The sequence below is a fragment of the Bordetella sp. MIP270_01_BMS genome, from assembly GCF_054958705.1.
Genome location: NZ_CM143297.1, coordinates 3,777,613 through 3,799,575, shown reverse-complemented (window position 1 = coordinate 3,799,575; position 21,963 = coordinate 3,777,613). Strand labels below are relative to the sequence as shown.

Annotated in this window: 19 protein-coding genes; 2 read left to right on the top strand and 17 right to left on the bottom strand. The window is 65.4% G+C overall.

Features of this window, described 5'->3' with window-relative positions:
* Positions 1-14: 14 nt before the first annotated feature.
* From ACV17W_RS17800 to ACV17W_RS17755, 10 genes are all read right to left on the bottom strand, one after another.
* The gene (locus tag ACV17W_RS17800; RefSeq protein WP_462593680.1) at positions 15-1,127 is read right to left on the bottom strand and encodes a fimbrial protein; all 1,113 of its coding nucleotides are present in this window, start codon (positions 1,125-1,127) and stop codon (positions 15-17) included.
* Positions 1,114-3,723: a fimbria/pilus outer membrane usher protein gene (locus ACV17W_RS17795; protein WP_462593679.1), complete on the bottom strand. Its 2,610-nt coding sequence runs from the start codon at positions 3,721-3,723 to the stop codon at positions 1,114-1,116. The genes ACV17W_RS17800 and ACV17W_RS17795 overlap by 14 nt, the downstream gene beginning before the upstream one ends.
* Positions 3,696-4,496, bottom strand: a complete 801-nt coding sequence (locus ACV17W_RS17790) for a fimbrial biogenesis chaperone (RefSeq protein ID WP_462593678.1) — start codon at positions 4,494-4,496, stop codon at positions 3,696-3,698. The genes ACV17W_RS17795 and ACV17W_RS17790 overlap by 28 nt, the downstream gene beginning before the upstream one ends.
* 70 nt (positions 4,497-4,566) lie before the next feature.
* On the bottom strand, positions 4,567-5,109 hold the full coding sequence (locus ACV17W_RS17785; RefSeq protein WP_462593677.1) for a fimbrial protein: 543 nt from the start codon (positions 5,107-5,109) through the stop codon (positions 4,567-4,569).
* Between the two features lie 345 nt (positions 5,110-5,454).
* Positions 5,455-7,800 (bottom strand): molybdopterin guanine dinucleotide-containing S/N-oxide reductase, encoded by a 2,346-nt coding sequence (locus ACV17W_RS17780; RefSeq protein WP_462593676.1) that lies wholly within the window; start codon positions 7,798-7,800, stop codon positions 5,455-5,457.
* Between the two features lie 57 nt (positions 7,801-7,857).
* Positions 7,858-8,850 (bottom strand): Bug family tripartite tricarboxylate transporter substrate binding protein, encoded by a 993-nt coding sequence (locus ACV17W_RS17775; protein ID WP_462593675.1) that lies wholly within the window; start codon positions 8,848-8,850, stop codon positions 7,858-7,860.
* 66 nt (positions 8,851-8,916) lie between these two features.
* Positions 8,917-9,951 carry a M14 family metallopeptidase gene (locus tag ACV17W_RS17770; protein WP_462593674.1) on the bottom strand — a complete coding sequence of 345 codons (1,035 nt, stop codon included), beginning with the start codon at positions 9,949-9,951 and terminating at the stop codon, positions 8,917-8,919.
* 16 nt (positions 9,952-9,967) lie between these two features.
* The gene (gene metC / locus ACV17W_RS17765; RefSeq protein WP_462593673.1) at positions 9,968-11,173 is read right to left on the bottom strand and encodes a cystathionine beta-lyase; all 1,206 of its coding nucleotides are present in this window, start codon (positions 11,171-11,173) and stop codon (positions 9,968-9,970) included.
* Between the two features lie 30 nt (positions 11,174-11,203).
* On the bottom strand, positions 11,204-12,787 hold the full coding sequence (locus ACV17W_RS17760; RefSeq protein WP_462593672.1) for a rhodanese-like domain-containing protein: 1,584 nt from the start codon (positions 12,785-12,787) through the stop codon (positions 11,204-11,206).
* 43 nt (positions 12,788-12,830) lie between these two features.
* A complete protein-coding gene (locus tag ACV17W_RS17755; RefSeq protein WP_462593671.1) occupies positions 12,831-13,418 on the bottom strand; it encodes a cysteine dioxygenase family protein in 588 nt (195 codons plus the stop codon).
* Positions 13,419-13,521: 103 nt separating this feature from the next.
* On the opposite strand from ACV17W_RS17755, the gene ACV17W_RS17750 reads away from it, so the two are divergent.
* Positions 13,522-14,403, top strand: coding sequence for a LysR substrate-binding domain-containing protein (locus ACV17W_RS17750; RefSeq protein ID WP_462593670.1), 882 nt, complete (start codon positions 13,522-13,524; stop codon positions 14,401-14,403).
* Positions 14,404-14,443: 40 nt separating this feature from the next.
* On the opposite strand, the gene ACV17W_RS17745 is transcribed toward ACV17W_RS17750, so the two are convergent.
* Positions 14,444-15,628, bottom strand: a complete 1,185-nt coding sequence (locus ACV17W_RS17745; protein ID WP_462593669.1) for an MFS transporter — start codon at positions 15,626-15,628, stop codon at positions 14,444-14,446.
* A gap of 185 nt (positions 15,629-15,813) precedes the next feature.
* Entirely contained in the window at positions 15,814-16,731 is a 918-nt protein-coding gene (locus ACV17W_RS17740) for a LysR family transcriptional regulator (RefSeq protein WP_462593668.1), read from the bottom strand.
* Positions 16,732-16,865: 134 nt separating this feature from the next.
* On the opposite strand from ACV17W_RS17740, the gene ACV17W_RS17735 reads away from it, so the two are divergent.
* On the top strand, positions 16,866-17,873 hold the full coding sequence (locus ACV17W_RS17735; RefSeq protein ID WP_462593667.1) for an NAD-dependent epimerase/dehydratase family protein: 1,008 nt from the start codon (positions 16,866-16,868) through the stop codon (positions 17,871-17,873).
* Here the strand turns inward: ACV17W_RS17735 and ACV17W_RS17730 are convergent.
* The 5 genes from ACV17W_RS17730 to ACV17W_RS17710 all read right to left on the bottom strand — a co-directional run bounded on the left by ACV17W_RS17730 (position 17,858) and on the right by ACV17W_RS17710 (position 21,960).
* Entirely contained in the window at positions 17,858-18,625 is a 768-nt protein-coding gene (locus ACV17W_RS17730; protein WP_462593666.1) for an SDR family NAD(P)-dependent oxidoreductase, read from the bottom strand. The genes ACV17W_RS17735 and ACV17W_RS17730 overlap by 16 nt on opposite strands.
* A 13-nt stretch (positions 18,626-18,638) precedes the next feature.
* Entirely contained in the window at positions 18,639-19,403 is a 765-nt protein-coding gene (locus tag ACV17W_RS17725) for a fumarylacetoacetate hydrolase family protein (RefSeq protein WP_462593665.1), read from the bottom strand.
* Between the two features lie 11 nt (positions 19,404-19,414).
* Positions 19,415-19,834 (bottom strand): nuclear transport factor 2 family protein, encoded by a 420-nt coding sequence (locus tag ACV17W_RS17720; RefSeq protein WP_462593664.1) that lies wholly within the window; start codon positions 19,832-19,834, stop codon positions 19,415-19,417.
* A complete protein-coding gene (locus tag ACV17W_RS17715; RefSeq protein WP_462593662.1) occupies positions 19,809-21,011 on the bottom strand; it encodes an alpha-hydroxy acid oxidase in 1,203 nt (400 codons plus the stop codon). The genes ACV17W_RS17720 and ACV17W_RS17715 overlap by 26 nt, the downstream gene beginning before the upstream one ends.
* Positions 21,012-21,084: 73 nt before the next feature.
* Positions 21,085-21,960, bottom strand: a complete 876-nt coding sequence (locus ACV17W_RS17710) for a TauD/TfdA dioxygenase family protein (protein WP_462593660.1) — start codon at positions 21,958-21,960, stop codon at positions 21,085-21,087.
* Positions 21,961-21,963: the final 3 nt, after the last annotated feature.

The window sequence follows — 21,963 nt, the reverse complement described above, 5'->3', positions numbered from 1 at the left end:
CTCTCCCCGACGCCTTATTTGTAGTCCAGCGTGAAAGTCACCGCCGAGCGCACCGTGCCGCTCGTTACGGTCGCTTCGGTCTGGACCAGCGCGGCCTGCATCGGCACCACATAGCTGCCAACGCGCTGCGGATCGTAGGCGTGCAACGGGTAGACGCGGTCGAAATCGACCGGCGTACCCTCACCATGAGCCAGCTGTAGCCCGACCCCGCCCGCGGTCGAGGACGCCGACAAGGCCACGATGCCGCGCGCCGCATCCAGCACGCGTGTGGTGGGGGCGAAGCTATAGCCTATGCTGCGGTACCCGGCCGGGCAATGGTGGAACGCCAGCTCGAAAGGCGTATTCGCCGCGACGCTGCCCACGCCGACGAAGGCGCTGCGCGCTACCGTCGGCAGGGTCACCATCACGCTGGGCGTGGTGCATGTGCCGCCGGACGCCAGACTCATGCTGTTGGGCCGCACCTGCGCAATGCGATAGGTGGCGCCGCCTGCGGACACCGTCGCGCCGTCGGTCTGGATGTGCCTGAGATAAATCGGATCAAATGGCGCCAGCGTGGGCGGCAAGGGTTCGTTCAGGCGGCGCACGAAACGGATCTGCACGTCGGCCCCCACAGTGAAGGGCTGCCCGTCCTGATAGTCAATCGGCAGCGGCGCCGGCGGCGTTTGCTGCCCGCCCGTGTGAATGGTCAATGGCTGCCAGTCGGACGCCTGGCCGTTCACCGTGTAGCGCCAGCGTGCGATGTAGGCGACCCTGAGGTTGTTCGTCTGGTAGACGCCGTAGGTCTGGCCGTCTACGTCCATGGCGCCGTCGCGCGCGTAGGGCGGATACCCCTGTACGACAAGCTGCACCGAACCGGCTTCGCGCAGCGCGGTGGTGGGTGTGCAACGCCACGCCGCCGGGTTGGCCGCCGTCAGCCAGGGGCCCATCACATCGCCGGCCTGACTGTCGCGCCCGACGAACACTGTCGCCGGCTCCACATATTGATAGTAAACGTGCCCGGATGCACTGGCATCGCGCTGGCAATCGGCCCAGCGGCCATCGGCTTGCGCCGCGCCCCCGAACAATGCCATCGCGAGCCAGGGGCCGCGACGCAGCAGTCTGCGCATTAGCGAATCAGGACGCAACATGTACCCCGGCTCCGTTCAGTATGCAGGACACGTCCAGTACGCGAAAACCCGCAGCCTGGCGCTCACCGCCCTGGCTGAGGTCGTAACTGGCCCGGCATGCATCGGCCGCGCCTTCGCCCCATCTGACCTGCAGCTCACCGGCCTGATCGGGCAGACGCAACAAAGCCTGCCCGGCCTGCGCGACATAGCCCAGCTGGCGGCCCTGCCCGTCGGATACCGTGGCGCCGAAAGGCAGCGCCTGCGCGGCGGGGTCGGTGAACGTCATCAATACCGAGTGGCCCTCCTCCGTGTCGAAATGCAGCAGCGCCACCGCCCCCGCGGTGGGCGCCAGGCGCCTGGCGGTCTGCTGAATGGCGACATCAGTGCTGACGCCCTTGGGATCGATTTCGACCAGATTCTGGCGATAGGGACTCAGATAAGGCACGATGGCTCGACCGCGGCCGTCTAGCCGCAACCCGCGGAAATGAGCCACCCGTGCGCCTTGCGCGCCCGGCGCTTCCACCAATGCGGTGGTTTCGCCCAACGTGGGGCCCAGCACCAGCCCGCCGCCATAGGCCACCATGCCGCCCGACAGGCTGGCGCTGTACTGCCTGTAGGCTTTGCCAGCCGACACGCTTGCACCCAGGTTCGCCGATGGCGCGAGCCACAAACCCGACGCGCCGGCCGTACTGGCGCGCGGCGCTGGCCCGCCCTGCGTCGTGCTCGTATACACGTTGTAGCCCAGCTGGTGGTCGTCTCCCGCCACGCCCGACAGCGCCGCCTGGGCGCTGCGCGCATTCCGGTCCCGGGCGACGGTGGTGCCCAGGCTGGGCGCCTTCACGCCCGACCCCATGGGCACCGACAGCGTCAGCAAGACCTGGTCGTTCCATTGCCCGGTTTCGAGCAGGCGGGTTCGCCCCGCGCTAATGCCGTAGCTCAGCCTGCCGGCGTGGTTGTTGTACTGAACCTGAAACTCGGTGTCGGCCCCGCCGCCGCGCCAATAGTCTTGCCGGGAGGCATTGGCGCTGAGCGTGCCCCAGTTGCCGGGCAGGTTCTGCGCCAGGCTTAGCTGAAAACGGTTGCGGCGGTTCGCCGCGGTGCCGGCGGCCCAGGGCGTGCCGCCGCTGGCGGAGTGACGCAGCATGAAAGCGTCGCTGGCGTCGTAAAAACCGGCACTGGCATAACGGTAAGTGGCCACCGTGACATGAGTCTGCGTCACGGGCAGCACCTTGGCGTAGCCCACCCGCACACTGCTGCCGGTGTGCCGGGCGCCCTGGCCCAGCTCGGTTCGGGCATAGGTGATGTCTGAAGACAGCGCGCCCCAGGCGGTGTTCAGGCCTGCGCCACCGGCCACGGCCTGATACCCCTGCGCCCCCAGTCCGCCCGTGTACGCGGTCAACTGGTTCGAGATACCGTGGCGCAGCGTGGCCATGAACAAGGCAGGCGTATCAGCCACTACGCTGTTGCGATACTGCCCTGCCGTCACGCTGTAACGCGTGACGCCGGGGCGCAGCAGTTCGGGCATGGCGGCATAGGCCACCGAAAACGTGTTCATGCTGCCATCGGCTTCCGTTACGGTTACCTGCAAGTCACCGCCCGCGCCCGAGGGATGGAGGTCATCGATGAGGAATGGCCCCGGCGGCACAGCCGTTTCGTAAATGACGCTGCCTTGCTGCTTGATGCTGACTCGCGCATTGCTGTTGGCGATGCCGCGTATCACCGGCGCGTAGCCGCGCTGCGAATCGGGATACATGCGGTCTTCGGACGCCAGCTGCACGCCGCGGAAACCCAGGCTGTTGAACACCTGGCCATCGGTGACGGCATCGCCCAGCGTCACCCGGCTGCGCCATCCCGTGATGCCGCGTTCAGCATACGCCGATATGCCCCGATATGACGTGGCGCGCCCTGCCTCGCCGTTGAGCGTACTGCGATAGCGCAGCCGCCACTTGCCCACGTTCAGGCCTGTGCGCAGGCCCAGATAGTGACTGGTGTCGCCGCCTGCGGCGCTCGCGGACTGATGTGCGTGGTAGGCCAGGTAATCGTATTGCAGCGTGGCCGCGGTGATGCCGTCGTCCCACAAGGCCGGGTCGACATAGCCGCGGGCCTGCCGGTTCATCAACGATTGCGGCACGGTGACGTCCAGCCGCAGCTGGCTGCTGTCAAAGCGCGCCTGTGCACCGGGCACGATGGCGCTCAGCGGTTCGCATACAGGCCCCTGCAACAAGGCAGCACGCATGGCGGGCGCGTAGGCTTCGTCAGCCAGGCCCAGGCCGCCCAGCAAAGCTGCGTCGAAACAGGGTTGGGCGCCGCGGGCGCCTGATGGCACAGCACGAAACCCGACCCGGTACCGGCCCTTCCAGGCGTCGTTCACGGCGATGTCGATACGATGCTCGCCCTCGGGCATGACCGTACCCTGGTTGAACGCGCGTATGTCCACCGGCGAGCGCAGAAACGCCTCGTCGAACTGGACCTCGTCCTGCGCGGCCACCGGCATGGCGTCGTCGATCCGCGCCCCCCCGATGGCGTACACGGTCATGGCGCAAGCCCACAACGTGAAAGCCACGCCGACGCGCAGCGGCCGGGTCGAAATCAGTGCGCGAGTGTTTCTGCCTGGCATGAAACCGCACTCTTGCGTTGGCCCGACGTAGCGCCGCCCTGGTCATTGATCACGGTGTAGCTCACACTCAAGGGCGTCGCCGCCCCGGCGGCCGGCATGGAGAAACTCCGTGCACTGGCCGGCGCCACCATGCCGTCTGCTCTGGCGGTCCAGGCGCCCGCCACGCGGCCGTCTGCGCGCTGCACCGACAGACCGCGGAACGTAATGTGAAAGGGCGTCGGGTTGCCGACCCGCAGTTGACCCGATTCGGGCTCATAGTCGAAACAAAGGCGTTCGTGAGCGCGGTCGGCCGAACCCGCCAGCGCCTGCGGCCGGTAGAACACCTTGATGCGCGTGCGGAACGAGAACAACAACATGTTGTCGCCCGCGGGCGGCGCCGCTTCGCCGCTGGCCTTGGACTTGGCGTTGGGCTTGGGAGGCACTTCGACGATATTCAGCCAATACAGGCTTTCACGCGCGTCGTGCGCAATGTCGCCGGCGCGGATCAGGCGCAAGGCCTGGCCCTGCCCCGCGTCGATGCGCGCCACGGGCGGCGTCAGCACAAACGGCGAACCGGCCTGCGTGGGCTCGGCCTTCGCGTCGCCCTGATCGATCCACGCTTGCACCAGCACCGGCTGATTGCCGCTATTGCGCAAGTGCACGGTGGCCTCGCCCGTTGCCGCGTCAACCACCACGCGCGTACCGTTGACCACCACCGCCGCCATGGGATCGCTCAAGGCGCAGCAACACAGCAGGGCCAGCGCGGTGCGCCGCAGATTCATACGAGCCTTCATCGTGGTTCTCCGGGTGGTTTGCGCGAGAGCCGGCCAGGCTGGCGCGTCGCGCCGAGGCAGGGTCAGGCGCTTACTGGTACTGAATGGTGTAGTCGATGCGAGACACAACGGTGCCGGGGCTGACGGGTGCGCCATGGGCGTAATACCGCGCGTAATAGCCCAGCGTGGCGCCGCCCGAGCCTATGTCCACCGGCACATCGCCCTGAGTGACTGCGCCCAGCCGCAACGGCGCCTGCGCGGCATTCAGCACTTCGATCTGTACCCCGCCCGCTGTACCCGCATGGTTGTCGAGCCGGCCGGTCGCGCCGTCTACCGACGGACCCATTTCAAAGTGCGCGCTGGCGGAATTCAGCGTGGCTCCCGAACATCCGGACAGGGTGATGGTGAACGGCGTAGTACCCGCGGTGGCGCCCGGCGCGTCCAGCACATCGGCCCCGATGGCGGGCAGGAACACCGTGCCATTGTTCGTGCCGGCGTTCACCGCCACGGCGCACGTAGTATCGGTGATCACGCCCTGGAATTCGATGGTGCCATCCGCGGCATGCGCGGTGGTGGCGAGCAGGGCCATGGCAGCGGTAACAGCAGCCGGGATAATGCAGGAGTGGAACTTCATCAAGGCTCTCCGGTGGACTCTAAGAGGCCCCCGGGCGCGCTGATACTTCGAATTCTGCTGGGCCCAGGGGTGGCGTGTCGTACGGGGAATCGAGAAAAGCCTGACTCGGATTCAAACGCTCGCATTCCGCCTGTACAGCCTCAGAATACGTAGCGGCATGGATGTGGGATTTGCGTCAAATCAAACGTTTGTTTGAATTCGGCTTGTGCGGATTTACAGAATCGAATATCGGAATAATTCGTCAGAGAATCGGGATATTGATTCAGTGCGTATACGCAATCGCGCCGGCCGAGGGCAACGCAGGTTGCGGAAATACCACCGTCAGCGGCCTGGGCGGGGCCGCCCCTAGGCGGACGGTGCTCCGACGATCGGCGGCGGCTGGTGCGCGCGCACTGCGGGCAGCGGCCCCTCGTGACGCACCAGTTGCACGGCCGTCAGTTGCCCGGTGCAACCCTGCGCCAACGATGAGGTCCCCACGTCGCGAGTCAATACATTCGGGTTGCCATGCACACACAAGGGCCGCTCGGCTGCGGGGTCCAGGGGGTCATACCAGGCGCCGGTGGGCAGTTGCACCACGCCCCGCATGACATCTACGGTGACGCACGCCGAGGCCAGGCAGGCCCCGCGCGCGTTGAAGAGCCGCACCACGTCGCCGTCGGCGATTCCGCGTGCAGCCGCGTCGTGAGGATGCACGCGGCACACTTCCCGCCCATTTCGCTTGGCGGCCGCGCTATGCGCCCCGAAATCCAGCTGGCTATGCAGGCGCGTGGCCGGCTGGTTGGCGACAAGGTAAAGCGGATGCTGGGCATCCGGAGCATCGGTCGGCGTCAGCCACGCGGGATGGCCCGGACAATCGGCGTAGCCGAAGCCAGCCACCACCGGCGAACTGATCTGCACCTTGCCGCTGGGCGTTGGCAGAGGTTGGGCTGCGGGATCATCGCGATAGGCGCGCAGCATGCCGCCGTCGTCTTCGGCCTGCGGCAGGCGTAGCTCGCCGCGCGCCCAGAAAGTGTCGAAATCGGGTGCGTCATGGCCCTGCCGAGCAAGCGCCACGCGCGTGGTTTCGTAAATGTGCGCCAGCCACTCGCGGCTGCTGCGGCCCTCGGTGAAGGCGTCCCGGCGCCCCAGGCGCTCGGCGAGGTCGGCGAAAATTTCGTAGTCATCGCGTGCCTGGCCAACCGGCGGAGCAATGCGCCGCATGGCCACCATGAGCGGATCGGTGGGCGTGGCGCCGATATCTTCGCGTTCCAGCGTCATGGTGCTGGGCAGCACGATATCGGCATGCCGTGCAGTGGCGGTCCAGACGCTTTCATGCACGACCAGTGTATCGAGCCGGCAGAAGGCCGCGCGCAAGCGCCCGAGGTCCTGATGATGATGAAATGGATTGCCGCCTGCCCAATACGCCAGGCGCACATGCGGGTAATGCAGGCGCTGGCCGTTGTAGTCGAAGGCCTGCCCGGGCTTGAGCAGCATGTCGGCGATGCGCGCCACCGGAATGTACGCGTCTACGCCATTGCGGCCCTGCGGCAGGGCCCCGATGGGCACGGCATTGTTGCGCTTGCCGTAATGCGCCAGGGTACCCAGCGCGTAGTTGTACCCGCCGCCGGGCAAACCGATCTGCCCCAGCGCGGCCGCCAGCACGACCCCCAGCCAGACCGGTTGTTCACCGTGCTCGGCGCGCTGCAATGAATGCGAAACCACGACCAGTACCCGCCGCGCGGGCAGCATGCGGGCCAACCGCAGGATCTCCGCTTCCTCGACGCCGGTAATGCCGGCGGCCCAGGCGGCGCTCTTCGGCTGCCCATCCACATGACCCATCAGGTAGGCGTGAAAGTCGTCCCAGCCGTCGCAATAGCGGGCCAGAAACTCACTGTCGTGCAGGCCTTCCGACACCAGGACATGCAGCAGGCCCAGCATGAACGCAGCATCGGTACCGGGCCGCACCGGCAGCCATTGCGCCCGCGCCTCGGCGGGAAGATCACCGCGAAGGGGGCTGATGCAGATGAAACGGCAGCCGCGCTGCGCGGCCTGCCCCATGGCATCGCGCTCGATGTGGCGACTGATGCCGCCGCTGGCAACCTGGGTATTGCGCAAGGCCATGCCGCCGAATGCCAGCACCACGTCGCTGTGCGAGACGATCTGGTCCCAAGTCACATTACGCCGCGCCACGGCGTCCAGCGGGCCCAGCACATGCGGCATGATGACCGCCGAAGCCCCTGCGCTGTAGTTATTGACGGAGCGCACATAGCCGCCCAGCGTGGTATTCAGGAAGCGATGCACCTGGCTCTGCGCATGATGGAAGCGCCCCGCGCTGGACCACCCGTACGACCCGCCAAAGATGCCTTCCGCGCCGTGCGCATCGCGCATCCGGCGCAGCTCGCCCGCGACCCTGTCCAGCGCCTCATTCCAGGACACCTGCACATACGTGTCGTCACCCCGCCTGGCATCCGGACCCGGCCCCCCGGCCAGCCATCCTCGCCTGATCATGGGCGCCGTCACCCTGGCGGGGTGGCGCAACGCGTTGGTGAAATTGCCGATCAGCGGACTGGGCTCGGGGTCGTCCGGATGCGGCCGCACGCTCACGGCCTGCCCGTCGAATGCGGCGTAGAAAACGCCCCAGTGCGAGCTATGCAGGCCTGCGCCTCGGCCGGGCGCGTCAGGCGGCTGCGGTTCTTCGGATAAGGAGCTCATGACGCGGGCCTGCACAATGAGAACAAGAAAGCGGGCCGGACGCCGGCCCGCGCGGGGTCATTCGGCGCGCATACCCACCTGCTGGATCAGCTTGCCCCATTTCGCGCGTTCGTTGGCCATCAGTTGCCCGAAGCCCTCCGGCGTGCTGGAAGTGGCCTGCATTCCCGCAGCGGCCAGGCGGGCCTGGATTTCAGGCAAGGCCATGGCCTCGACGAGCGCCCCGTTCAATTTCTGCACCACCGCGGGCGCGGTGCCGGCCGGCGCCACGATGCCATACCAGTTCATCAGATCGTACCCGGGAACACCCGCCTCATCCATCGTGGGCGTATCCGGGAACAGCGGCGAGCGTTTCGACGTGGTGACCGCCAGCAGGCGCAGCTTGCCTGAATCGATCATTCCCTTGGCCGACGGATCGCAGAACGTGAGCGGCACCAGTCCCGCCATCACATCGGTCAGCGCAGGCGTCGTACCCTTGTACGGCACGTGCGTCATCGTCAGGCCGGCCATCTGCTTGAATTGCTCGCCCGCGATCTGGCCGATGGTCGCCACGCCGCCCGAGGCGTAATCGATTTGCGAGTTTGGCTTCTTGGCCGCCTCGATCAGGTCTTGCACCGACTGATAGGGCGCATTGGGTGACACCACCAGCAAGTTGGGCATGGTGACCAGGGTGCTGATCGGCGCGAAATCCTTGCTGGGGTCGTAGTTCAGGGTGCGCAGGTTGGGCCAGATGGTGAATGAGCCCGGCGTGGCGATATACAACGTATAGCCATCGGGCGCCGATTTGGCCACGAACTCGGTGGCGGTCAGCCCGCCGGCGCCCGGCCGATTCTCCACAATGACATTGGCACCCAGCTTTTCAGCCAGTGCGGGCGCCACCGACCGTGCCAGCACGTCGGCCCCGCCGCCCGGCGGAAAGCCGACCACAATGCGCAGCGGACGGCCCTGCGCGGGAAAGTCCGCGGCGTGGGCCACCGACCCGACAGCGCCCAGCGAGGCCGAGAGCATGGTTGCGGCCAGCACGGCGCGCCGTGCGAACTTCAGGATCTTCATTGGTGTGTTCCCCGTGTTTATGGTGTGGCGCGATAACGCGGACCGCGCCCGATTGAAGTGCGCCATTCAGCGCCAGGATGGGGCCGGGGTAGGCAGGTCTTGCCATTCCCAGGCAACAAAAGCCAGGCGTTCGCCGGTATGGACCACCGGGTCTGAACGCAAGCCGATGAGAATGCCGTCGTGCGCCATGGGCTCGACTTCCGTGACGCTGCCGTCCAGCGCGATGATCTCACCCAGCGACGCGCCTTGCGGCACAAGATCGCCCGCACAGTAACGAGGCACGAACAGTCCGCCCTCGTCGGCGGTGATCCAGCCGCGCCGCGAGACCTGTCGCAACGTCGGCGCAAGATCTTCGGCCGCCGGCGCCCCGGGCAGAATGCCCATGCTGCGCGCCAAGGTGCGAAAGCCCATTTCGGCACGTTCGATGTTCTCCGGCTGGAAGCGATTGCCGGCCCCCAGCTCGAGCATGAACGCATTGATGCCCGCCGCCAGGCATTGATAATCCAGGGCGCCGGCGATATTGCCCGGCAGCTCTCCTTTGCCGCTCACATCCTGGCGGCATGCCAGAACGGGAAAGAAGGCGGCCATCGCGGCCATCAGGTCGTCTTCGCGCACCTGGCCGTTCGGCGGCGTCTTGTACACGCAGTAGGGCCGCGAATCGAACAGCGGATTCATGGTGTGCAGATTGATCAGCAGGTCGGCGACGCCGCGCACTTCCTGCATCAGCGTGTGCGCGACGCGCTCGCTGATCATGCCGCCGGCCTTGCCCGGGTAGGTCTGGTCCAGATCGAGTTCGTCGTAGGGATTGCGCTTGCGCCGCGCATCCAGCGCCTGCGGATTGCCGGTCGGAGTGACCACCAGATTGCCCGACATGTCGGCCGGGTCCAGGCTGTTTGCAAAACGCAGCGCGGCCACCATGCCGTTGATCTCATCCCCATGCACCTGCCCGTGCAGCCACAATGTGCGCCCAGGCCGGGCGCCGCGCAGCGCCACGTAGGGCAGCGCCACCTCCACGCCCGACGCCATGGACCCCACGCGCAGCTTGCCGCTGCAGCGCGCAGCGCCCTCTTCCTGCTTTAGCCACTGACCAATACTGCTCACGTTGTGCTCCTTGCTATCAGGGGTGCCGCCGGGCCGGATCGATGGCGGCGAACGCCTCATCCAGGTCGGCGATAAGATCGTCGGGGTTTTCAAGGCCGATATGCAGGCGCACGATGACGCCGCGTGTCGACCAGTCGGTCACACTGCGCGCGCCGGGCAAGTCGGCCAGCGTGACCAGGCTTTCGTAGCCTCCCCAAGAGGCCCCCAGTCCGAACAGCGCCAGGCTGTCTATCCACTGTTCAGCCTGAGTCCGATCGAACTCCGGCCGAAACTCGAACGACAACAGGCCGTTGGTACCGTCGCAATCGCGCTTCCAGATCTCGTGGCCCGGGTGCCCGGGCAGCGCCGGGCAGAACACCGTACGCACTTCGGGGCGGCCCTGCAGATAAGCGGCAACGCGCAATGCGTGGCGCTCGTGCATCTGCAATCGCGCCGCCAGGCTGCGCATGCCGCGCAATACCAGATAAGCATCGTCCGGGCTGACCGTCATGCCGAAGGCGTCGGACCGCTCGGACAGCGGCGCCCAGGCCGCCTGCGTAGTCGCCGCCGTGCCCATCATCACGTCGGAATGCCCGCTCAGGTATTTGGTGGCGGCCATGACGGAAATGTCGGCCCCCAGCGCCAGCGGCCGGTACTGGCGGCCCGAGCCCCAGGTGTTGTCGCAGGCCAGCAGCGCTCCGTGCCGGTGCGCGATCTCGGCCAGGTGCGGCAGGTCGCACATTTCATAGACCAGCGACCCGGGACATTCCGCATAAATCATGCGTGTGTGCGCTTCAATCTTGGCTTCGATATCCGAACCGTCGGCCGCGAAGAACGTGCAGCGGATCTGATAAGGAGCCAGGAACGTCTGCGCCAACTTGCGTGCCGGCTCGTACACCGCGTCCGACATCAACACGTGGTCGCCCGGCTTCAAGTAAGACAGCAAGGTCATGGCGATGGCCGCCAGGCCGGTGGGAAACAGCTTGGTGCGATAGGCGCCTTCCAGTTCACTGACCGCGTCTTCCAGCGCGAACGCGGTCGGGTTGCCGCGTGCGCCATACGTGAACAGCCGTTCGCCAGACCGCCGCGCGCGCAGGTCGCGCTGCTGCGCGACGCTATCGAACAAGACCGTGCTGGCGCGCACCACAGGCGGGTTGACGGCCTTGCCGCCGTCGTAAGCCGGCGCCTTGCCTGCCTGCAGCAGGCCGGTCTGCCAATGACGCTGCTTGGACGATTCTTTCATGGGTGGCTCGAATGCAGGAATGGGCGGGGCTCAGGTGCCGGCGGGGTGCGCAGGAAGACGGAAGTCGTTGCGCTCGAGCTCATCGAGTTGCGCCACGAGATTGACTTCCCATTCCAGATAACGGCGCGCCGCCTCTTTATTGCCGCTGTGCCTGTCATGCACGAAGAACAGATAGTCGATGCACTCGGCATCGGTCGGAACATCCGGGCTGGCCTGCACCGGCAGGCCGGCGTCCACCCATGCCTGCAGGCCGCCGGACAGCAGCTGCACGGGCACGCCCAGGTCGGCCAACTCGATCGCCGCGCACGCTGCCACGCCCGGCTCGTCGGCCACCAGCACCACGGGTTGCTGAGCTCCGCCCAGTGTCGTCGCCAGGCGCGGCCGGACAGACCAGCGCGAACCCGGAATGTGGCGCTGACGAAACCGCATGCTGGAGCCCACGTCGATGACCACGGGCGGCGCATCGCTGCGCAGCACATCGGCCAATGCCGCGGCGTCGATCTGCGGCGGCAGCGGCAATTCATGCCAGGACGGCGGGGCCGGCATCCGGCCCTGCCCGGCGGCCAGTCCCCCCTTCAGCACATAGGCCTCGTGCCCCATCTGCCTCAGCCAGCCAGCAACGACCGGCGCGCGCACGCCATCGTCGTCAAAGACCACCAGCCGGGCGCGACGCACGCCCACGTACTGGTCCGTGGCCTGCACCAGCTGGCCACCCGGCGTGTGCTGGGCGCCGGCCAGCGTGCCGGCCGCGTATTCCTCGGGGGTGCGCACATCGCACAGGAACAGCGTGCGTTGCGAATCATGTACCCAGCCTGCCACCTCGGCGGCATCCACCACCGGGACCTCGCAACGCTCTGCCCAGGCTTGCGCGGCCTGCCGCATCGGTCCCAGGTCTTGAGCCGGCTCAGCGTAGCGGCGCTCGGCTCCGTGCTCCAGCTGCAAGTCCGCCAGCATCCACCCCTGCGTGCCGCTTTGCAAAGCCACCACCGGGTTCGGCAGCCCAAGGTTGATGAGCGTCTGCGCTCCGATGATGCTGCGCGTGCGGCCCGCACAATTGATCACGATGCGCGTACGGTCGCTCGGCACCAGGCGGCGCACACGATAGGCCAGCTCGCCATTGGGGCAATTGGTGGCCGTGGGAATGGCCATCTTGCGGAACTCAGGGAACGGCCGTCCGTCCAGCACCACCACGTCCTCGCCCGCTTGCAGCATGGCGTTGAGTTCGGTCGCCGTGACGTGAGGCGTGTCGTAGATATGCTCGACCAGTTCACCAAAGGTCTTGGACGGCACGTTCACGCCGGCGTATAGCTGGTACCCCGCTGCGGCCCAGGCCTCTGTGCCCCCTTCCAGCATATGCACATTCGAGTAGCCCAGCGCTTCGAGGCGCTGCGCGGCAGCCGGGGCAACACCATTCGCTTCGTCGTACACCACCAGGCGCACCTGGCGGCGCGGCGCCAGCCGGGGCGCGTCGAGCTCGATGCGGCTGTAAGGCAGCGAGATGCCATAGAAAAGATGGGACTCGCCGTATTGCCCGTGCTCCCGCACGTCGAACAGCGCGATTTCGGCGCCGTCATGCAACCAGGATTTCAGGGTATGCGCGTTGATCAGATGCATTTGCCGCAATGGTGATGAATTGGAATAAAGACTTCTGGGGCCATCAACGGCGCGTCTGCACGCCGATCGACATGATTTCGCAGGACCCTTTCTCCAGGTCGTACGCCATGCGTTCAGTCAGTGTCTCCAGCGCGCGCCCATACATGTGCAGGTGCCGGATGACCTGCCCCGGAAGAATCTCCACCGAATGAATGTCGTCGGCCATCAGGGCAATGCCGGTGCCTGGTTCGACCATGACGCGACGCGTCTCGCGCAGTTGCGCCCGGCCGGGCTCGCTTCCGTCGTCCACGCGCTCGTAGACGCGATTGAGCTCGGCCCCCTCCACGGCGCTGATGCAGGCCCAGGTGGTGTGGTTGTGCGGCACGATGCGCTTGCCGGGGCGCATCACATTCAGATAGAGCGCGTAGCTCTGATCCGGGTCTTCGGAAATCAGGTAGCGGGCCTGCAACTCGCCTTCTTCGGGCGCGGCGAATTCCTGTTCGCTCCACAGCGCTTTCTGCGCAGCCAGCTGGTTCACCTGCGCCAGGATCTCCTCGAGTGAGCCGCGGGTGAGTTCCCCGGCCTGGGCAATCTGCTTGATGCGCCGTATGGTCTGCTGCACCGCCTCGGCGCGTTGTGTTGCTGTGCTCATGTCTGCCTCTTCCGTTTCCGTGCTTGAACCGTTTGCAATATAGGCACTGGGGGCGGACGAAACAATCTAGAATCGCGTCATAAACGATTAGCAAAACTGATATATGGAAACCTTGGACCTCGACGCGCTCAGGACTCTGACGGTGATCCAGGAGAAAGACGGATTCGCCGCGGCGGCGGTCCACCTGGGCAAGACACAGTCGGCCGTGACGCAGCAGATGCAGCGACTTGAAAGCCAGCTGGGCCGCGCCATCTTCGAACGCCGGGGCCGCCAGAAGCGCCTGACGCCGCAGGGACAGCGTTTGCTCGACTATGCCCGCCACCTGCTGGCGGTTAACGACGAAGCCCTGCGCAGCCTGCAACAAGGCAGCCTTGAAGGCGTGCTGCGCATCGGGGCGCCGCACGATGTGGCCGACAACATGCTTCCGCCCCTGCTGGCCCAGGTGGCTCGCGTGTCGCCATTACTGCAGATCGACATCCACGTCGGCCGCAGTCCTTTCCTGATGGAATCCCTGCATCGCGGCGAGATCGACATGACGATCTCGAACCGACACGATCCCACCCTGGAAGGTGTGGTGCTGCGCACCTCGCCCACGGTCTGGGTCTGCTCGGCGAGTTATGTGCACGACAGCCGCAAACCCATTCCGCTGGTGTTGGCCGATGGCCCCAGCCTGTTCCGGCGGCTGGCGCAGGAAGCGCTGGACGACGCAGGCGTGCGCTGGACGCCCAGCTACACATCATCGAGCCTGATAGGAATCAAGGCCGCCCTGAGGGCCGGCCTAGGAGTCACGGCGCGCGGCATCGAAGTCGTGAACACCGACCTGCGAGTGCTGGGCGAAAACGACGGCATGCCGCGCCTGCCCGACGTCGTCTACTACCTGTTCGTTCGCAACAACGTGGTGCGGCCGCTGACGCGGCGCGTATTCGATATGCTGAAAAGCAATATGCGCCTGCTGCGCAGCGCCGGCGGCGCCAGCGCGAGCTGAGCGGGCCCCGCGCGGCGCGGCCCGCCTGGTCCCGGCACGCTCAGCCGGCCGAGGCCGGGCCCGGACGTTTTTTCTGGCTATGACCCAGCCAGAACAGGCCCGCGCAGATCATCAGCAGCGGCAGAAGCGACCCCAGGTTCAGGATGTACCAGCCCTGGGTGGTGACCAACATGCCCGAGCTCAACGAAGTCAGGGCCATGACCGCGAACACGCAGAAGTTGATGGCCGCTTGCGCACGGTCTTTTTCTTCCGGCGCATAGGTGGTCAAGGCCAGCGTCGTGGCTCCCGTGAACAGGAAGTTCCAGCCCACGCCCAGCAAGAAGAGCGACAGGGTGAAGTGATGCAGGTCAGTGCCCGAGAGCGCGACCGCGATGCACAGCAGATTGAGCAACGCGCCCCATCCCATGATGGACAGCACGCCGAACCGCTTGATCAGGTGGCCGGTGAAAAAACCCGGTGCGAACATGCCGATGACGTGCCATTCCAGCACGAACGCCGCATCCGAGAACGGCAGGCCATGGTGCTGCATGGCCAGCGGCGTGCCGGCCATCAACAGGTTCATGATGCCGTAGCTGAGCGCCCCGGAGCCCGCCGCCACCAGGAAAGCCGGTTGCCGGGCGATCAGGGACATCGGACGCCCGCCTTTGCTGGCTGCCTTGCGCACCGGCTTGGGCGGGAACTGCACCAGGGCCAGCACCCCCATGGCCACCAGCGCCACGACGACCAGCGCCAGGTAGGCGGCCACGAAAGGCGTGGGCAGCAGCCCCTGTGTGTACGACGCCAGATTGGGCCCCAGCACCGCGCCCAGCAGGCCCCCTGCCATCACCAGCGAAACGGCCTTCTCTCGGGCCTGCGGCGCGGCCAGGTCGGCCGAGGCGAACCGGTAGAGCTGGCCGTTGGCCGAGTAATAACCCGCCAGGGTGGTCGCCGTACACAGCAGCCAGAAGTCCTGGATGTAGGCGGCAAAGGCGCACAGCAGCGCCGACCCGACTGCCACTGCCAGCCCCAGCATGAAACTCGTCTTGCGCCCATAGCGCGTCTGCGTCCAGGCCACCGGCGCGGTGCACAAGGCCCCGCCGACCACATAGCCCATGACCGGCAGCGTGGCCAGCCATCCGTACGGCGCCAGATCGAAACCCACCAGGCCGTTGATGGCGATGAAGGTGACGTTATTCGTCAGAAACAGGCCCTGCAGCACAGCCAACAGCCAAAGATCGCGGTTCATTCTGTTCAGATCGTCAAAGAGGGCCCGTGCATGCGGCTGCACGCCATGGCATATGCATATTACCAAAGGCGATTTGGGCGCAGCGGCACCCGCCGGCATGGAATCGCCGGCGGGAAACCGGACGACGTCCCCGCGCGTGCCGCCGAAACAGCGTCGCCTCGACGCGCGAGGCGGCCGGGCGATGATCAGTCGTGGTCGCCGCCGTGCTCGCGGCGGGATTCCACAACACGCGTCAGCCCCAGCAGGAAGGCCTCGGCCACGGGCGAAAGACTGCGGTCCTTGCGTCGCAATACACCGATGGAGCGCACGGTCGATGCATCGTCAATGACCCGGTATTTCAGGTCTTTCAGGCTGAGACGCGATAGCGACAGTCGCGACAGTATGGCAATGCCCAGGCGTTCCTGCACCAGGCGCAAGGCCGTCGACATGTGACTCACCTCGAAAATCGACGTCGCAGCGCCCAGCCGGTCCCGGACCGCATTATCGAACAGCGCGCGAGGCGCCGAACCTCGCGAAGTCAGCACCACGTCATGCTCGACCAGATCCGTCCAGGTCAACGGGTCGGGAAGGCCCGCATGGCGATCTGAAAACACCGCCACGAAGCAGTCTTGCAACAAGGGGGTGAAATGAAGGTCTCCCAGAGACGGGGAATAGGCGCTGATGGCGAACTCGACCTGGTTGGTTCGCAGCAGGCTGATCAGCTCATCGTTGTACGCCTCGACCACCCGTACCCGCAAAGACGGATGCTGCTTTGCAAACAGGCTCAACGCCGCCGGAACCAGCGTGACCGCGGCCGAATACAGCGATCCCAGCTGGATCTCGCCTCGGCGGCCTGCGGCCAGTTCTTTCATACCATGGTAGGCCTCTTCGAGCCCCGTGAGCGGTTGCCGGACCCGGCGATAGAACTCGGATCCCGCCGAGGTCAGCACGATTTTCCGGGTGCTGCGGTCGAACAGCTTCAGTCCCAGGTACTGCTCCAGGTCCTGGATGAGTGCCGTCAACGACGGCGGCGTGATGCAGAGTCTCTGGGCCGCCACGGCAAACGAGCCTTCTTCGGCGGCGAGCAGGAACGCTTTGACCTGGCGGTACTTCACATTAGGCATAGCCGAATAATTGGCCCTTAAAACCGAATTGTCTCGCACTCTGGCGCCTCGTAAGCTAAGCGATCCGGGCTGCCGCGCGCGCGCCGATCCCGGCACGGGCGCGCCAGCCATCACGAAGAAAAATGGAGTAGTGCATGGACATCAAGGGTGGAAGCTTCCTCATCACCGGGGGCTTCGGACTGCTGGGTTCTCATATCGCCGACCAGCTGCTGGCAGCCGACGCGGACAAGGTTCTGCTGTTCGATAATGGGGCGATCGGCTCGCAGGCAGGCGTCGCAGACCTGCTGGAGAATCCGCGGGTACACCCTGTGCGCGGCGACATCCTGCGTATCAATGAGCTCTACGATGCGCTGGAGGGCGTCGACGGCGTGTTCCACACCGCATTCTTCATTACGCGGCCGCTGGCCCAGAACCTCTGGGCGGGTATGGATGTGAACATCCGCGGCATCATGAACGTGCTTCAGGCGTGCGCCTGGCGCGGCATACCGAAAATTGTGTACTCGTCATCGATCTCGACCTATGGCAGCCATGCGGAGGGCTGCGTGACGGAAGAGGCGCCCTTCCACGGACATGGCGTGGCGCCGGCTTCAGCCCTGTACGGCGCGGGCAAAGTCGTGTCCGAACACCTATGCTCGTATTTCGAGCAGCAGCATGGCCTGGCTTATGTGGCGCTGCGGGTTTCCAGCGTGTACGGCGAGCGGCAACACGGTCGCGGCATGAACGTGCAGCCCATCCTGGACACTTACGACTGCATCCGGCGCGGCGAGCCGGTGGCGATCGGGGTCGACCCGGACGAGGTGCACGATTACATCTACGCCGGCGATGCCGCGCGGGCCCATGTCATGGCGATGGCCAGCAGCGTCAGCGGCCAGGCCTTCAATATCGCCTCGGGCATCCCCACCACTTATGCCGAACTGGTTCAGGCCGCGCTGGCCGCCTGCGGATCGGATGCTCCCGTGTCGTTCCGCGACGACCCTGGCCGACTGAAGTCGGCGCGGGTCTCCCGCAACAGCTTCAGCATCGAAAAGGCCCGGACGATGCTGGGTTGGCAGCCGGAGATGGACCTGGTGCAGGGCATCTCGCGGCTGATCGGCTGGCATTCCGGACACCGGCAGGCTGCAGCCGGTCAGGTCGCGCCATAGGCGGCACTGGTGCCGCCATCCACGGGAATCCAGGTGCCGGTGATGTAATTCGCCCCGGGCGACAACAGCAGCTTGATTGCCGCCACCACATCGTCCGGCTGGGCAACCCTGCCCAGCGGCGACAATCCCGAAGCCTTGTAAGGCAGTCCGCTGTCGGGCCGCATGGCGGCCTGGATCATGGGCGTATCCACGGTAGACGGCGCAACGCCATTCACCAGAATATGCTCACCGCCCAGCTCGGCGGCCAGCACGCGAACGATTCGGCTCAGGGCCGCTTTGCTCGCCGCATACGCTCCCCCGCCGACCTTGGGACGGATCGAGGCGATGGAACCCAGCATGACGATCCTGGCGGGCGCTTCGGGGCGTGCAGCGGCCCGAAGCAGCGGGTGCGCATACTTCGCGCACAGCCAAGGGCCCCGCGCATTGACCTGGAACAGGGCGTCGAAATCGGCCGTGGACATCTCAAGCAGCCGCCCCATGCGCAGCACTCCTGCCGAACAGATCAGTGCGTCGATGCGGGGGGCCTCTGCGCCGATGCGAGCGAACGTATGCGCCACGGCGTCTTCGTCGCCCACGTCGCAGACCAGGGACACCAGGCCGGGCCGTTCTTCTTCCACTGCAGTGCGATCGAGGGCAAAAACGCGCCAGCCATCACGCAGCAGGCTATCGACACACGCCTTGCCTATACCCGACGCCGCACCTGTCACCACCGCAGTCTGCGCATTCAAGCTGCCGTTGACGGACGGGTTCATTCGCTCTATCTCCTCAGGGTTCAGCAGAAAATCGATTGCTCAGCGTACCGAGCCCGGTGAGCGTAACATCGACCTGGTCGCCGGGCTGAAGATCCGGGGAATGGCCGTCCGTTCCCATCCAGACGATATCGCCGGGATACAGGGTCAGGTAGCGGCTCATGGTGCTGATGAATTCGTCTATGCCGAACAACATGTCGGCCGTGTCGAACCGCGTGCTTTCCACCCCGTTGACCGATACGACGGTCTGCATCGCGGCCAGGTTGGCCTCGGTGGAGATCCAGGGGCCCATCGGCTTGAATGTGTCGGCATTCTTTGCACGCCAGAACGTACGATCCGACCCCTGCCAGTTCCGCTCGCTGACATCGTTGCCGATGGTGTATCCCAGAATGCACTGTTTCACTTCGGCGGGCGAGATGTTCTTTACCCGCTTGCCTATCACCACCACCAGCTCGCCCTCGTAATGCACCCTGGTGGCATCGCGCGGGATGATCACGTCCCTGCCGTGGGCGATCAGGGCGTTGTTGGCGCGATAGCCCACGTCGGGCTTCGCAGGTATCGACATGCCCTCGGTGCTGATGTGCTTGACGTAATTCAGGCCCACGCAATAGAAGGTGGGCGGAACGACGGGAACCTCGATTTCGACATCCTGCATGGCCAGCCGGGTGGCGGTCGTTTCGTATCCATGAAACGGGCAGCCGTTCACGGCGGTGATCCTGTCGGAATCATCCAGAATGCCGTAACGGGTCTCTCCATCCAGGCTATATCGTATCCACCTCATCGTCGTCTTCCTTATGCTTGCTTCGCAAAAATCGTTTGCTCAACCGACAGCTCGCTGATCAGCCAGCCGCCGTCGCGCCGTTCGAGGCGGGCCAGCAGGTTGCGGACCGACTCGACGCCGTGCAACGGAAGCGGATCCGCCGTGAGCACACCCGGGTCGTGCCTGATGATGAGCATGTAGCCATGCACAGTGCATTGGTCGGCTGCGATGCTCTCGACGGCCAGGCTGGTGGCAATATGCGCGATGCGCATGGTGGGCGATCGGGACTGTACGGCGGCCAGGACCTGCGCCGGCCCCTTCAACACCTTACCCTGGCGATGCCAGATGCCATCAGGCGCCATGAGGCCCGCGAGAGACTCATAACGCCGTTCGTCCAGGTACCGGAAGAAGCGCAGCACCTGGTTTTCACAGACCTTCATATCGTTGTTCATGTCTCAACTGCCGTGTACGGAAAGATGACGTTGTCTCCACCATGGAAGCTTCGATGCCGGCCAGCGAGGCCGCGCCGCACAACTGCATGGTTCGCGTGAGTTCGTCTCGAAGAATGCCCAGGGCGCGATCAACCCCGCTATAGCCGCCGGCCAGCACGCCGAAGAGTGTGGCGCGTCCGAGCAGCACGGCGCTCGCACCCAGGGCCCGCGCCTTGAACACGTCGCTTCCGCGACGGATGCCGCCGTCCAGCAGCACCGGAACCCGTCCCCTGGCCTCTCTCACAATGGCCGGCAAGGCGTCCAGCGTCGCAATACCCGTGTCCAGCTGCCGGCCGCCGTGGTTGGAAACCACAATTGCATCGACACCTGCGTTCATCAGGGCGTCGACGTCCAGTGGATTGACCACCCCTTTGACGACCAGCTTCCGTGGCCAGCGATCGCGCAACGCGCGCAGGGCGTCCAGGTCGAACGAGGGATCGTAGTTGCGGCCGGCCACGCCCTGCATCTTGGACTTGTCGGTCTTGAGCGTGTTGAGCCCCTGCAGATTCGGCATGGTGACCGGCCCGCGCAGCAGCATGTCGAGCGACCAGAAGGGCTTGCACAGAAACTGTGCGATATTGCGATGGTCGAGCTTCATGGGGAAACTCAGGCCGTTGCGCAGGTCACGCTCTCGCTTGCCCCCCACGGGCAGGTCCACGGTGATGACCAGCCCTTCGTATCCCGCGGCCAGCGCCCGGTCGATCAACGCGTGCAGGCGCGCCTTGTCCTGAAGGATGTACGCCTGAAACCAGAGCCGCCCCGGCGCATGGTCCGCGATCTCTTCGATCGACGCCGTGGCCGAGGTAGACAGTGTGTAGGGAATCCCATGGTCGGCGGCGGCCCGGGCAAGGGCAAGATCGCCGCCGCGCCAGCCGAAGCCGACCGCACCGGTCGGCCCTATGATCAAGGGCGCGCTGATCGGGCGCCCGAAAAGCTCGGCCGAGGTATCGACGATGGACACATCGCGAAGCACACGTGGCAGCAGTTTCACGCGCTGGAATGCGCCGCGATTCTCCGCCAGCGTGACTTCATCCTCCGCCCCGCCGTCGTAGAAATCGAACACCCCGCGCGGAAGCCTGCGCCGCGCCATCAGGCGCAGCTGTTCGATACTGTAACCGTCATTCAAATCAGAAGGCATCGTCAACACCGATTTCCGGAAAGGAAAACTGAGCGCCCAGCATCCAGGGCTGCCGCGCCCGGCTGCTGCAGCCTCAGTACAACTCGGGGAAATACCGGTCGGCCATCACCTGGCACCGCTTGATGAAGCGGTGCTCGTCCGGCCTGTAGTCGGCCACCGCGTTATGGATGGTGCCCATGTTGTCCCACATCAGCACATCGCCTTCCGTCCACCGGTGACGGTACCGGTACTTGTCCTGTACCTGGTGCTGGAACAGGAATTCCAGCACTTCGTTGCTGCGCTCTTCCGACATTTCGTTTATTCGCATCGAATAGCCGGGGTTCGCATACAGCACCTTGCGGCCGGTGATGGGGTGCGTCAGAAACACCGGATGCGAGACAGGCGGCTTGCGCCGGCGCTGCTCTTCCGTCAGCGGCGGGCGGGTGCTGCCCTTTTCCCGGCGCATCATTTCCCAGAACTTGTTGAAATCGTGCGTGATCGTCATGTCCGCGAGCTCTTGCTTGAGCTCATCGGGAAGCCCTTCATAGGCCGCATGCATGTTGCAGAATTCAGTATTGCCCAGCGGCTCGCCATCGCGCCGCGGAATCTTGATGCCGTAGAGCACGTTGCTGAACGCAATGGTCTTGCTGTACGACATATCGGTGTGCCAGTCCTGCCCGGCGTCGCTCAAGCCAATCGGCTTTCCGTCTTCCTTCATGTTCGACAGGATCATGACTTCGGGATAGGTCTCGTCATGGAACATGTTTGCGACGTTGATTTCCAGCGTGCCGAATTGTTCGGCAAAGTCGCGCAGCTGCTTCGATGTCAGCTCCTGTTTCGGAAAGCTGATAACGCCGTGCTTGCCCAAGGCCTGTTCGATCGCTCCACGCAACTCAGAAGTCAGTGGCTGCGACAGGTCGACGTCGTGGATCGTGGCGCCCAGGCTTCCGTGCTGTGGCTCGATTTTCATACG